Annotated in this window: 11 protein-coding genes; 5 read left to right on the top strand and 6 right to left on the bottom strand. The window is 58.8% G+C overall.

Translation table 11 applies throughout. The features are described 5' to 3' along the window. Nucleotides 1–134 precede the first annotated feature (134 nt). The 4 genes from LJD29_RS03455 to LJD29_RS03440 are packed head-to-tail and all read right to left on the bottom strand — an operon-like array spanning nucleotide 135 to nucleotide 5,521. Nucleotides 135–1,412, bottom strand: coding sequence for a D-tagatose-bisphosphate aldolase, class II, non-catalytic subunit (locus tag LJD29_RS03455; protein WP_446744364.1), 1,278 nt, complete (start codon nucleotides 1,410–1,412; stop codon nucleotides 135–137). Then, nucleotides 1,412–2,599 (bottom strand): SIS domain-containing protein, encoded by a 1,188-nt coding sequence (locus tag LJD29_RS03450; RefSeq protein ID WP_446744363.1) that lies wholly within the window; start codon nucleotides 2,597–2,599, stop codon nucleotides 1,412–1,414. The genes LJD29_RS03455 and LJD29_RS03450 overlap by 1 nt, the downstream gene beginning before the upstream one ends. A gap of 55 nt (nucleotides 2,600–2,654) precedes the next feature. After that, nucleotides 2,655–4,556, bottom strand: coding sequence for an alpha-amylase family protein (locus LJD29_RS03445; RefSeq protein WP_446744362.1), 1,902 nt, complete (start codon nucleotides 4,554–4,556; stop codon nucleotides 2,655–2,657). Further along, nucleotides 4,553–5,521 carry a carbohydrate kinase family protein gene (locus LJD29_RS03440; RefSeq protein WP_446744361.1) on the bottom strand — a complete coding sequence of 323 codons (969 nt, stop codon included), beginning with the start codon at nucleotides 5,519–5,521 and terminating at the stop codon, nucleotides 4,553–4,555. Before LJD29_RS03440 ends, LJD29_RS03445 begins: the two co-directional genes overlap by 4 nt. A gap of 385 nt (nucleotides 5,522–5,906) precedes the next feature. Between LJD29_RS03440 and LJD29_RS03435 the strand changes: the two genes are divergently transcribed. The 3 genes from LJD29_RS03435 (at nucleotide 5,907) to LJD29_RS03425 (ending at nucleotide 9,116) form a co-directional block, all read left to right on the top strand. Beyond that, the gene (locus LJD29_RS03435) at nucleotides 5,907–7,037 is read left to right on the top strand and encodes an acyltransferase family protein (RefSeq protein WP_446744360.1); all 1,131 of its coding nucleotides are present in this window, start codon (nucleotides 5,907–5,909) and stop codon (nucleotides 7,035–7,037) included. A 56-nt stretch (nucleotides 7,038–7,093) separates the two neighbouring features. After that, nucleotides 7,094–8,395: a glycoside hydrolase family 18 protein gene (locus tag LJD29_RS03430; RefSeq protein WP_446744359.1), complete on the top strand. Its 1,302-nt coding sequence runs from the start codon at nucleotides 7,094–7,096 to the stop codon at nucleotides 8,393–8,395. A gap of 61 nt (nucleotides 8,396–8,456) precedes the next feature. Then, entirely contained in the window at nucleotides 8,457–9,116 is a 660-nt protein-coding gene (locus LJD29_RS03425) for a YceI family protein (RefSeq protein WP_446744358.1), read from the top strand. A 137-nt stretch (nucleotides 9,117–9,253) separates the two neighbouring features. Here the strand turns inward: LJD29_RS03425 and LJD29_RS03420 are convergent, their stop codons facing one another. Then, on the bottom strand, nucleotides 9,254–9,526 hold the full coding sequence (locus LJD29_RS03420; RefSeq protein ID WP_446744357.1) for a hypothetical protein: 273 nt from the start codon (nucleotides 9,524–9,526) through the stop codon (nucleotides 9,254–9,256). Between the two features lie 207 nt (nucleotides 9,527–9,733). Between LJD29_RS03420 and LJD29_RS03415 the strand changes: the two genes are divergently transcribed. Beyond that, nucleotides 9,734–10,189: a ComEA family DNA-binding protein gene (locus LJD29_RS03415; RefSeq protein WP_446744356.1), complete on the top strand. Its 456-nt coding sequence runs from the start codon at nucleotides 9,734–9,736 to the stop codon at nucleotides 10,187–10,189. Nucleotides 10,190–10,301: 112 nt separating this feature from the next. Further along, nucleotides 10,302–10,670 carry a HesB/IscA family protein gene (locus LJD29_RS03410; protein WP_446744355.1) on the top strand — a complete coding sequence of 123 codons (369 nt, stop codon included), beginning with the start codon at nucleotides 10,302–10,304 and terminating at the stop codon, nucleotides 10,668–10,670. Nucleotides 10,671–10,738: 68 nt separating this feature from the next. On the opposite strand, the gene LJD29_RS03405 is transcribed toward LJD29_RS03410, so the two are convergent. After that, nucleotides 10,739–11,881 (bottom strand): hypothetical protein, encoded by a 1,143-nt coding sequence (locus LJD29_RS03405; protein WP_446744354.1) that lies wholly within the window; start codon nucleotides 11,879–11,881, stop codon nucleotides 10,739–10,741.

The following is an 11,881-nucleotide window of genomic DNA, read 5'->3' as shown; positions in this document are numbered from 1 at the left end:
GCCATAAAGATGGAATACGAAAAGGGCTTTAGCCCCTGCGACGCCCACAAGATGAGCCAACAAAAAGGTAGGGCAGGGCTTTAGCCCTGCCACCAAAGAACAAGAAAAAAGGGCTTTAGCCCCTGAGGCCGAACCTACTTACAAGCCGCCACATAAGGCTCGAGCATGCACTGAATCCCATCCAGAATCAGCGCCACAGGAGTCCTTCCCACCAACCCCTCACGCACCCGCGCATACTGCACCGGCAGATAAGCCGACAACAACGTCTCCGGAATTTCTACGCTGCTCAAATTCGCAACCAGCTTCGCGACAGTATTCTCGATCTCCGGAACATTCCAGTAGTAACGAATGCGATCGCTATAGCTCGCAATGCGCAAAACATGCAGCGTGCGTTCGTTGCCGTGATAATGATGCTTCCAGTTGTCAGGCTTCTCCACCATCACACGCTCGGCCACCTCGGCAAGATTCGACCAGGCATTCTTAGGCACCAGGAAGCGCTCAATCGCCTCCAGCGCAAACAGAACCTCGCGCATGGCAAACGTAAGCGCCGGCCCCACCTTCAGAATCGGAAACCCATCCCGCACCAGTTCGCGATAAGCCTGCGGCAGCTGGTAGTCGGTCGAGTGCGCTTCGAAGATCAACCCATCATGCGCATCGAGCAAAGAGCAAAGCTCCTTCGCTTTTTCCGAATCGTATTCAACCACGTCATCGTGACCGAACTCCACACCCGGCTGCACAACGAGAGCCACAACCTTGTCCCACATCGCATCGAGGCCCTGCGCAGCAAAAGCTTCCTTGTGGATCAGCAGCGCATGCTCGGCGTCCTTATACTTGGTCACGCTGACGGTGAGTTCTTCTTCAACCGCGCCACCAGGAGTCGGAACCTCCGTCCCAATCACATAGCGCAGCTTCTCGCTGCCCGCGCGCCCTTCCGTAACCTTGGCCAGCCGCGCAGCACGCTCCGCAATCGTGGCATCCGGCAGCGGAGTCGGATCGCCCTTGCAGCCCATGCTCGTATCGAGATGAATCTTCGTGAATCCCGCATCGACAAACGCAGCGACAAGGTCTTCCGAGTTCTTCATCGCCTCATCCGCGGGCAGGTTCTTCCACGGATTCGGCCCCAGATGATCGCCGCCCAGCAGCAGTCGATTGGCAGGGAAGCCAACGCACTCGGCGATACCGATCGCATAATCGCGGAAGTCCGCGGGCGTCATGCCCGTGTAGCCGCCGAACTGGTTCACCTGGTTGCAGGTAGCCTCGATCAACAGCACGCTATCGCCGTCGAGCACTTGCCGCATCGCCGCTTCAATCACCCACGGATGCGCCGAACAAACCGAGTAAATGCCCTTGTGAACACCCGCGGCACGAGCACGAGCCAGGTCTTTCAAATCGAAATCAGAAGTCTGTGTCATCAGTGAATCTCAATCGGCTGCACAACACGAGTGATAGCGCCATTCGGGCTGGGGGTATCAGGAGTAAGTCCACATGCAAGGCTCGCGAACAGGCCGAGCAACTGGCCAAAAACAATATCGGTCACCGGGCGATAAAGATCCGGCACAGCAAATTCCTTCTCCGGACCAATCACTAAAGTTTTCTCAAGGCTCGGCAGACTTACCACCCCGCTGCCCGCAACTGCAACCGACTGCTTCACCAGCTCCTTGCGCTCGATCTCGCGAAACAGGTCTATCTCATAACGCTGCCGCTTGGTCTGCGTCGAAAGAAACCCAATGAACAGCGTCTCCTGGTCGAGCGCCGCCATGGGCCCGTGGCGCAGCGCCAGCGTAGCCTGCGACATCGTCTTCAACTGCCCAGCCGTCAGCTCCAGCAGCTTCAGAGCAGCTTCTTTCGCAGCACCCGCCATCGCCGTCGATCCCACAAAGCAGGCGCGCTGGTAGCCATCGCTCGCAAGCTTCGCAGCCGTCTCCGCGGCCACCGGCAAAAACGCAGAGCCAGCCTGAGCAACCGCTTCCACGATCGGCTCATACTCGTCAGCGGACCACGCATGCGCCAGGCCCTGCCCGGTCAGCGTCATGTTGGTGAAGGAGCTGGTCATCGCCAGCCCTCCGTCGTTCGTCTCCTTCGACAGCACGATGCCGAAGCAGTTGCTGCGGCCTTCCATCATGCGAATCATCTTGCCCGACTCATTGCAGGTGACAACAAGGTGCGCAATGTCCGGTCGATCCGCAATGGCGCGCTCAATTACCGCAACGCTTTCAGGGCTATCGCCCGAGCGCGAGAACGAGATCCAAAGATAGCGCTGCCCTTCAAGCAAGGTCTCCGAGAAATCCGTCAGCAGATCCGTGCTCGAAACCGGAATCACCTCGGTCTGCCACTTCTCGCGCAGCAGATGATGCAGGCAGTGCCCAATATAGTCCGACGTGCCTGCGCCCACCAGAAACACAGTCGCCTTTTCTTTCGCATGGGGACCTACACCAACCGACGTCAGAAAGTCTTGGATCTCTTTCATCCGCGCCTTCTGTCCCTGCCAGCTGCGGGTCCACGTCTCAGGTTGTTGTGCAATCTCCTGCGGCGTATGCACAATACCTCTCGTCTCTTTTTCAGAGGCCGACAGCTTCAGCAATTCGTTCAACGGATTCACGTTTCAAGCTCCTACCAAGGGTGCGGCCTGTATCGGCCGTTCGATCTTCAAAAAATTAGTGCGATGACTGCGACTCAAACGTGCGAACCTCAAACGGCTTCAGCGCAATCGTCTGCGCATCCGTTACCTTCCAGCTCTGAGCCTGTCCATTCGCCATCGACACAATCTCGCTGACCATGTACGACTCCGGAGCACTCTGCGGCAGCTCCAGCGCCTGCTTCACATCCAGCTTGTAGCTCTGCGGCTTGTCCGAAGGATTCCGCAACGTAATCGTCCAGCCTGAAGGAGCCCACGCAGCCCATCCGTACACTTCCAGCTTGCCCGGATCGCCGCCGATCCAGTGTGTATCCTTCAGAATCTCCGAGTGGCTGCGCGACCACTTCGCCCAGTACGCCAGCGTGTCCCAGTTCTTGTCGTTCATCAGCGAAGGTGTAATGTACATCTCCTGCAGCTGCGTGCCACCGGCAAAGTATGACTGCACCTCTTCAGGAAATTCATTGTTCGGATCGACCATCAGGTTCCGTGCCTGCTTCGCGTAAATCATTCCGTGAAGCATCAGCGAGTTAATCGGGAAGAGCGGCCCGCGCTGCACCGTCATGCGATACGTTTCCTGGTCGCGATACGTGATCCACTTCTGCCGCCACGAGCCCACACCTGCAAAGTCGTGGTCCTCGCCGCCGCGCCAGATCGAGTCAGCGTCGAAAAGCCAGAAGGGCGAAGGATAAGTGCCCGTAGTCAGGTTGATGAAGATGCCAGGCTTTTTTTCGCGAACCTCGTGGATCAGGTAGAGCGCCGCGTTGAAGTCGCTGTCGAACTGTGAGCCGGGAACCACGCTGTCTGCATTGCCCGTGCCATCGATCTTGAACTGGTTCACGTGATACTGATCGACCATCTTCAGCATCACGTCTTCGAAGGCCTTGAAGTATTTCGGTCCGGAGAGCGCATAACCGCCCTTCACAATCTCAAGCCCATGCGCCTTGCCATAGGCCACCCGTTCCTGCTTCTGCTCCGCATAGCCGCCCCATGGAGAAAGCCACACGCCAACGCCAGCATGAAAAGCCTCTGCCGCCTGCGAGGTCTTCGTGAAGCCATCCGGAAAGCCCTTATCGAAGCCCCACAGCGTATTCGGATCGTCCCATCCATCATCGAACATGAAGCCATCCAGCTTCACATGGCGCTTCTCAACCAGTTCGGTCCCATAGGCATGCACGCGATCGATCGCATCCGCTTCGCTGAAGCGATTCTCATAACCAATGTCGTACCAGGAGTTGTAGTGCAGGAAAGGCTTGTAAGGCCGAGGCCGTTCTTCCTCAATATAAGAAAGGAAATCGCGCCGCATCTGCCCGGCGGCAGCCGTGCCAATGACAGCCGAGTAAGTTACAGATTGCCCGGCCTTCAACGGAAGCGTGCGCGCCATGCCCGCCTGCACGTGGCCGCTCACAACCTTGCTCCATGAGAGCGGATGCTCAAAGCCAAAGAACATGCGGTCGTCGACAACCGGCGAGCCCTTCACTGTTCCAGACACATGAGCATTCGCATCCGCAAAATCGAGCAGCCGGACATCGGTCATAGGCAGGTCTTTCCCGCCAGCCGTAATCTCGAGCTTCGCCCGCATGTGGTGATCATCGGGGCGAGACAGCAGGCACCACGCCACTTTGGCGTCCGTCTTCGCATCCGTCCACACATTGCAGATCTGCTTGCCAGGACCAGCCGGGTAAGTCGCGAAATCTCCTGACCGCTTCATGCTCGAAGAAGTCAGCACCGAGCCGTCCTTCATCGTGATATGAAACAGCTCCGGTAGCTTGATGCTTCGCGACGCATCGGTGTCGTCAATCTCAAGCAGCGGCTGAGGCTGCGCCGAAATCTTCGCGGTGAGTGTCTTGTTTGTCAGCGTCTGCGCATGCACTGCGAAGGCGAGTGAAGCCGTAGCCACGGCCAGTAATAAACGTGTTTTCATGCCTGCACCTGCTGCCGGCTCCGAACCGCGGGGAAGCCGTGCTTCTGAAGAAAACTCTCACGCAATTCCACTTCTCGAAATGCTTCTGTCCCACCCGGTCGCTGCGTCGAAAGCGCGCCGGTAATGTTCGCCGCCGCGGCTGCTTCCACAGGATTCGCACCCGAAAGCCACGCCGCCAGGAAACCCGAATTAAAGCTGTCGCCCGCGCCAATCGTATCCGTCGCTGTTACTTTCAGGCCCGGCACCTTCACGCGCTCACGACCCACCTGCACCAGCGCGCCCTCGCTGCCGCACTTCACCGCAACGAGAGGCACAACGCCCACAAGGTCATCGAGCGCCGCTTCGACCGTATCGCGGCCCATCATGCGGCACAGCTCACCACGGTTGGGCAACAGAATATCGACCATCGGCAGCAGCTCTCGCAACACGCCGCCCCATTCGTCAGCCGGATCATCGTTCGTATCGAGCGAGAGCGTCAGCCCGCGCGATTTCAGTTCGCGAAAGATCGCCGGAAAATCCGGCTCCAGGCCTTTAAGCAGGAAGAGGGAAGAAAGATGAAAGTGCCGCGACGAAGCGAGGTAGTCCATATCCAGGTCCGCGCGCGTCATCTCAACCATCGTTCCCGGATACGTCAGGATGTGGCGATGGCCGCCATGCGGCAGCAGGATCGTCACGCCGGTCTTGGTCTTCGTCCGGCTCTCGACGACCTTGCTCAGGTCCACCCCGGCGGCACGCATGCGCTCAAGCGCAATCTGCCCGAACTCATCGTGGCCGACCCGCGTGATGAAGCCGGTCGAAATCCCCAGCGTCGCCAGGTTATGCGCCAGGATGGCCGAAGAACTGCCCAGCGTCACCTCGAAGCCATCGCCCAGAAGCTCCCGCTCCGTGGCCATCTCCTCCGGCAGTCCGTAAAGAATCAGGTCGAGGTTGATTTCCCCGGCAATCGTGATATCGAACGAAGGCATTCAGTTATCCAGATAGAATTCGAAAACTTGATTCCGTTTAATTATCATTTGTTTCGTAGGAAAGCAATTAACTTCTTACATCCCGCCTGCCGTGCATAAAAACAACCGGTTTTACCCCTGTCTGCCCAAGCGGGTTATCCATCGGAATCCGCGTTACGTGATAACGCGGCGCAGCAGCCGGTGTTCCGGCAACGCATTTCGCGGCTCATTACCTTTCGGCTTGTAGGGGAAACTAAACGTAATTATACGAAATTATGGCAGCCCCAAAAGTTATTTATGCTGCCGGTGGCCCTCCCGCTCCACGCCCACCGGATCAAGGAATTTAGACGTAATCGTGCATATACTAAGCCGCAATCCCTGCTGTTGACCTTGATTGGGGGCTCTGTTGACTTCGATTCCGTCCGGCAAGCTGGTGCCCGAGAGTCGCACGAAGGTTTTCCGGGGATTGCAGGCGTTGCGAGCCATCGCAGCCATCATGGTGCTCTGCACCCACTCAGGTTTTTACGCTGCCGAACGCCTTGCTCCCGGCTACCGCTACTGGCCAGGCGGGGCGACCGGCGTTGACCTGTTTTTTGTGCTCAGCGGATTCGTGATGATTCACTCTTCGCGATCTCTGCTCACGAGCCCCGGCGGCTGGGCCATCTTTGCGGAGAGGCGTCTCGTCCGCATCGTGCCCCTTTACTGGATAGCGACGACCCTGAAGCTGGCATTCATGCTCGCGGGCGCGGCCGAGGTGCTCCACGCACAGGCCGGCCCGTGGCAGATCTTCTCGACCTACGTTTTCTTCCCGGCGCATAACGCCGATCTTGAGTACAGACCCCTGCTGGGCGTCGGCTGGACGCTCAACTTCGAGATGTTTTTCTACTTCCTCTTCACCCTCTGCCTCGCTATGCGGGCAAGCGTGTACTGGGTTCTGGGAATCATCTTCACCGGTCTCGCGGTGGCCTCGCACTGGCAGGTCTTCAGCGGGCCGCCGTACATGTTCTATACCGATGCCATCGTCCTCGATTTCCTTTACGGCATGCTGATCGCCAGGTTCCTGCAGAAGCGCGAGAAACCGCTCAATCCATTTCTGACGGCTGGACTGGCTGCGCTCGGTTTTGTTTCTCTGACGAGCCCCGTATTCATGCACACCCAGCTCATGCTCGGGCTTTCGGCTGCGCTCATCCTCTGGGCGGTTGTCGAAATGGAGCCATTCCTTACCCGGATGCCAAAATGGATCTTGTTTCTCGGCGACGCCTCCTACGCCGTCTATCTCTTTCACTCCATGGTTGCGCCCCTGGCCCCGGCTCTGCTCCGGCGCCTCAATCACCCCATCGTCTGGCTCTCAGTAACCATGAGTGTGGCACTGGGTATCGGGGCGGGATGCGTGGTGCACTCGCTGGTCGAGCTGCCAGTCACGAAATTCCTGAGATCCCGCATGCGTTTCCAGGGAAGAAAAATCATCCACCTCCCCGACCATCTGTCCGACCCATCCGCGGCTGGAGAAGTGTTGGCAGTCGCCCCCGAACGATAACCGGCGACCCATTTTGGGCTGCCTGGCGCCCGCCTCGGGACAAATGATTCAACCAAATGCCGACAGATGCCGTCTTTACTTGCATGGCAAATGGGCGCTCTCACTGGTTCTGGCGGATGGCCGCCGTCATCGCTTTGGCTTTCGCCGCACTGGCCGCTCACGCCGAGCGCCACCGTCCGCTGCTTATCGGCTACTTCCCGCAGTGGGGGCTCTATTACGATCAGCCCTTCTATGTGAAAAACCTGGTCACGAGTGGCAGCGCGAAACGCCTCGACCAGATCAACTACGCGCAGGGCTTCGTCACCAATGGCCGCTGCTCCGTGGCTGATCCGAATGCCGATCTGAACACCGTCTATGTGCGCGAAAACAGCGTCAACGGTCTTCCCGACAACCCCAACTCACCGTTTCGTGGCTACTTCCATCAGCTGCAGGAGCTGAAGCGCCGCTACCCGCATCTGAAGATCCTGATTTCGCTCGAAGGCAAGGCAGCAGACTTTGCTAAAGACGCCCAGCCTGAAAACCGCAAAGCCTTCGTCGCCTCCTGCGTCGATGTCTTTCTCAAGGGGCGCTTCGCACCCGGAGTGAGCGAGCCGGGGATCTTCGATGGCATCGACATCGATTGGGAATCGCCCCACCAGGAAGATGCCGCGAACTTCCACGACCTTATCGCCGAGTTCCGTCATCAGATGGATGCCGTACAAAAGAACCTCACTCTCTCCATCGCCGTCGGACACATGCCGCGCATGATGGCAGGAACCGACTTCCACACCGTCGCGCCCCTCGTCGACGAAGTTGGCGTGATGAACTACGACTACACCGGTCCCTGGAACCAGCGCACCGGTTTCCTCGCGCCCCTTTTCACCGATCCCGCCGACACGCGTGCCTACAGCATCGAGCGCAGCATGGCCGACTATCAGGCCGCCGGAATTCCGGCCTCAAAGCTCCTCATGGGGCTGCCGTTTTACGGATACAGCTGGACCGCGGTGCCGGCCACCGGCAATGGCCTGTTTCAGTTAGGGAAGAGCGTCCATGACGACGAGCCCTACCGTGATATCCGCAACCTCAGTTTTCCCTTCGAGCTTTACCGGGACCAGCGCTCCAAGGCACCCTGGCTCTTCGACGGCCACACCTTCTGGACATACGAGGACCCAGTCTCGATTCGCTACAAGGCCAGCTACGCCGCGCACCAGCATCTCGGCGGAGTCATGATCTGGGAGCTGAGTGAAGACACCGCGGACGCCGAACTCCTCACCGTCACCCATCGTGCGCTGCATCGCCCCATGGCCCGGCGCACTTTCCCGTCCTCGAACCTCGAAGCCATGGCGGAGCAATCGTCAGGGAATCACGCAAGCCGCTAGGTGCCTTGATCGGAAAGGGTGCGCGCACAGCGGACGAGGCTAACCCCGCATCCCATTTCGCATGAAGCCTTTTGCCCACCAGCCTTCGCCGCGCGGAGCTAATTCCATCGTCCGGACCATCGGACTTTCGCTGCTTACCCTCGCTGCCTGTGCCTTCGCCCATGGCGCATCGGCGCAGCAGCCCGCCGACGTAATCGGGGTTCACTTCGAGCCTGCGCAGACGCATATTCAGTGGAGTCTCAAGACCACCCTGCACCCCGTTCACGGAACCTTCGACCTCAAAGGCGGACTCGTCACCATCGACACCTCCACCGGAGAGGCTCAGGGTGAGCTGATCGTCGAGCTGGCATCAGGCAAGAGCGGAGATCCGAGCCACAAGGAAAGCAGGGAGCGCGACCAGAAGATGCAGAACGACGTGCTCAACAGCACCCAGTATCCTGAGGCAATTTTCCACCCCACCCGCGTAACCGGCTCACTCAAGCCGGGCAGCAGGCAGCAGGTATCGATCGAGGGCACCTTCACCATTCACGGCACCGACCACCCGCTCATCATGCACGGAACCATCGAGCGCCACGCCGGCGATGCCAAGGCCAACCTGACCTTCACCATCCCCTATGTGGACTGGGGCATGAAGAATCCCGGAAGATTTCCCTTACACGTGGCCTCAACCGTCGACGTGACGGTCGACGCACAGACAACGCTCGAGAAGCCCAAGGTCTAGCCCACTCCCGAGCCCACTGAGGCAGTGTCATCCCGAACCAAGTGAGGGGATCTGCACCCGGGGTTCCGGCCTGGAGAAGACCGCCCGAAGGAAATACGCAGATCCCCTCTGGTTGGAAACATAGAAGAAGACAAAACCTACATCAGGTGGCGAACAGCGTCCCAGACGTAGATGCCGATGATGCCGGCGCTTAAAGCGCAGGTGGCCCCGGTGGCTACACGAACAAACGGGGTGATCTTGTTTACCTTCTGCAGGATCGCTGTCTGTTCGTTCTTCTGATGGTCGCTGGCATCGTCAAGAAAGATCTGGTCTTCCTCGTAGCGGGTAAGTGTACCGCGATAGGCGAGCAGGATAAGCATGGTTGCCGTGGCTCCGGCCCATACGATCCACAGGACAGGCATAGCGCTCATGGGCGCACCTCGGGATTCGGTTTAGAGCCGGCTCCTGATACCGAGCGGGTCCGGATGGCTCCGGGCTCAGGGGGTAGGAGGGGCCGTTCGGGAAGCATCATAGTCCCGTGCAAAGGGATTTGAACAGCGCCAATTTCACGCCCTGAAACCGAATTGGCAACCCTCGGGCATCAAAACGATTCTATTTTGACGGCAAGGGGGAAGAGAATGAGCACGAAGCAGAAGCTGGTAAAAGAGTTTCAGATACTGGGCCTTGCAACACTGGCGTTGTACGGAGTATTGATCGTCCTCTCAGGCTGTCAGTCCGCGCCTCCCAGCGACCAGCAGCTGAAGGACCAGGCTGCGCAGACGACCGAGCAGGTGCGTAAGAACGCAAAAGAAGCCGCCGCCGATGCCAAGGTCGCCGCGGCGAATGCCGAACGGCAGGTAAACGCCATCGCCGACGGCGTAAAAGAAGGCATGAAGAGCCCGGCCTCTTCCGGTCCCATCGACATCAACTCCGCCAGTCCCGATCAGTTGGCCACCCTGCCCGGAATCTCCGGCGACAAGGCCCAGGACATCGTCAGCAAGCGCCCCTATTCCTCACCTCATAGCCTGGTGAGCAAAGGACTTATCTCCGAGACCGAGTATCATCGCATCTCTGCGAAAATCACCGCATCGTGAATACCCGTTTCGTGTGAATCCAATTCACACAACAATCATCTAAACTGAGAGTTGAGCCGGAATCAGACCGGCGATACACTGGATTCAGTTACCAGCAGTCAGGAGAGTATTCATGGCAACCATGACCACCACCCCCGAAGCCGTTCAGACCAAGACGCCCATCACGCTGACCGAACCTGCGACCGTGAAAGTGCGCGAAATTATGGCAACGCAGGATCCCCTGCCTGCCGGTCTGCGTATCGGCGTTGTCGGCGGCGGCTGCTCTGGCTTCCAGTACTCCATGTCGTTCGAAAACCAGTCCGGCATGATGGATAAGGTGTTTAGCTTCGACGGCCTCAAGGTCTTCGTCGATGCCACTTCGCTGATGTACCTCAACGGCTGCGTAGTGGATTACGTCGAGACTCTTGAAGCTGCGGGCTTCAAGTTCGAGAACCCCAACACCAAGAGCACCTGCGGCTGCGGCTCTTCGTTCAGCGTCTAATCCAGGTTTCAGAACAAGAGAAAGGCCTCGCCGTGGCGAGGCCTTTTCTCTTTATTGGCGCTGCGGCCCTACTGAGAGTTCGATGTTGAGCCGAAGCTTGATCCGCCCGTGCTGCCGAAGCTGCTCCCCGTTGAAGTGGAGCTCGTGCCTGTCGTGCTGCTGGTTCCAATGCCCGTTCCGGTGCTTGTGGTCGATCCGCCCAATCCCGTAGTTGCCGAACCGCCGTTCAGGTTCTGCGATCCCCCGCCGAGCATGCCGCCCGCCATCAGCTGCTCCTCGATCGGGTCGTAAACGAACTCCCACTGGTTGTAGTGCTTCTGCTTCTTGTACTCGATCATCGAGGCCTTGGTGCTCGGGATCTTGACCCCGACAATAGGTCCGGCGGTACTGCCACTCGATCCAAAGCCACCCGAACCCGAGGAGCCGGTAGACCCGAAGCCGCCCGAGCCGGATGAACCTGTAGACCCGAAACCGCTTGAGGTCCCCGAAGTTCCGGTCGTAGAAGTCGTGGAACTAAAGGAAGACGACGATCCGGCCGATCCGAAGGAGGACGAAGAACCAAAGGCACTGCCTCCACTTGAGCTGCTATCGGTCGAGGTCCCGCCGGTCGAACTGCTTCCGGTGCCGTTCGTGTTCCCAGTGCTGCCGTCACCGCTGTCTGGCGTGCTCGCATAGAGGCCGCCACCCATGCCCGCTCCCGTAGTGCCCATGGTCGAAGTGCCGGTGCTGGTGCTGGTAGCGTTCGAAAGCTGGGAGCTGCCAAAGGTTGAGGCCATACCCGTTGCGCTCGTCCCGCCCATCGCCGCTGCGGGAGTCGCACCCGCCAGGGTCGTGGCGCTGGCTATCGGCTGGCCGAAGAGTCCCAGCGGCTTCACATGCGCCTCGCCGAAGTGGATCATCACCCAGTCGTCCTTGCCTGTCATCGGATCCGTGTAGCGCTTGCGCAGGAAGCGGATATCGTTCGTGTTCATCAGCTGATCGATCGACGCCGGATACGAACCGAACTTCTTGTAGTACAACCGGATCGCCCGCTTGTACTGCTCGCCGCGATGCTCCAGTTCCAGCTCCCGGTCCCGCTGGATCGCCTTCGACATGCGCGGCGCGGCAACCGCCAGGGCAATCAGCAGCGCAGCTACGAGAAAAAGCACGGCAATGAGGATATATCCCTCTTCACCATGCTCTTTCCATCCGGCTTGTACTGCCTGTTTCAT

The organism is Silvibacterium acidisoli (genome assembly GCA_022870745.1).
Classification (GTDB): Bacteria; Acidobacteriota; Terriglobia; order Terriglobales; family Acidobacteriaceae; genus Silvibacterium.
This window is presented reverse-complemented; position numbering and strand designations above follow the sequence as displayed.

What these genes read in the sequence shown, in the direction of transcription:
- LJD29_RS03455 (WP_446744364.1), bottom strand. Translation starts at nt 1,412, where the DNA reads ATGACACAGACTTCTGATTTCGATTTGAAAGACCTGGCTCGTGCTCGT.
- LJD29_RS03445 (WP_446744362.1), bottom strand. Translation starts at nt 4,556, where the DNA reads ATGAAAACACGTTTATTACTGGCCGTGGCTACGGCTTCACTCGCCTTC.
- LJD29_RS03440 (WP_446744361.1), bottom strand. Translation starts at nt 5,521, where the DNA reads ATGCCTTCGTTCGATATCACGATTGCCGGGGAAATCAACCTCGACCTG.
- LJD29_RS03430 (WP_446744359.1), top strand. Translation starts at nt 7,094, where the DNA reads ATGCCGACAGATGCCGTCTTTACTTGCATGGCAAATGGGCGCTCTCAC.
- LJD29_RS03425 (WP_446744358.1), top strand. Translation starts at nt 8,457, where the DNA reads ATGAAGCCTTTTGCCCACCAGCCTTCGCCGCGCGGAGCTAATTCCATC.
- LJD29_RS03420 (WP_446744357.1), bottom strand. Translation starts at nt 9,526, where the DNA reads ATGAGCGCTATGCCTGTCCTGTGGATCGTATGGGCCGGAGCCACGGCA.
- LJD29_RS03415 (WP_446744356.1), top strand. Translation starts at nt 9,734, where the DNA reads ATGAGCACGAAGCAGAAGCTGGTAAAAGAGTTTCAGATACTGGGCCTT.
- LJD29_RS03410 (WP_446744355.1), top strand. Translation starts at nt 10,302, where the DNA reads ATGGCAACCATGACCACCACCCCCGAAGCCGTTCAGACCAAGACGCCC.
- LJD29_RS03405 (WP_446744354.1), bottom strand. Translation starts at nt 11,881, where the DNA reads ATGAAACAGGCAGTACAAGCCGGATGGAAAGAGCATGGTGAAGAGGGA.